Raw genomic sequence first — 408 nt, 5'->3', positions numbered from 1 at the left:
CATTTGTAGCGACACGTCGTTGGACGAACGCGGGGCGATCGGCTTTCACGGCGGCAAGATCGAGGTCGAGCGCTCGCGGGGTTAAGGAAATCGACTGTTCACCGCCGCTGACGCTAGGAGCTGTCGAAGGCGATCCGCGGCGCTCCGATTGGGCCTCGTCACTTAGCCGCTGCCAGATCGCCTCAGTGGGAGCCACGGGTGTGCACCCGACACCTCGCCGAAGCCGCAGCCCGCACGCGCCTGACCTTGACTGCTGATGAACCTCCTCGCTGTTCTTGAAGCGCCCGCAAAGCCATACCTACGTGTTTGTTCTCCTTGAACACGGTGTTAGAGAGCCGATTTCGTGCATTGTCATCACTGGCTTCGAGCGACTGGTCGCGCTCGCCGGGGAAACGCGCCACCTTGTAA

General features: G+C 61.8%; 1 protein-coding gene. It reads right to left on the bottom strand.

The window, feature by feature from the left end:
• Nucleotides 1-182 precede the first annotated feature (182 nt).
• Nucleotides 183-408 (bottom strand): hypothetical protein (locus I6F31_RS36245; protein WP_225187062.1); only part of this gene is annotated, 226 nt, incomplete at its 5' end.

It is taken from the genome of Bradyrhizobium sp. NBAIM01 (assembly GCF_020194115.1).
Classification (GTDB): Bacteria; Pseudomonadota; Alphaproteobacteria; order Rhizobiales; family Xanthobacteraceae; genus Bradyrhizobium; species Bradyrhizobium yuanmingense.
The sequence above is the reverse complement of the archived record's forward strand: the minus strand, read 5'-3'. Positions and strand labels throughout refer to the sequence as shown.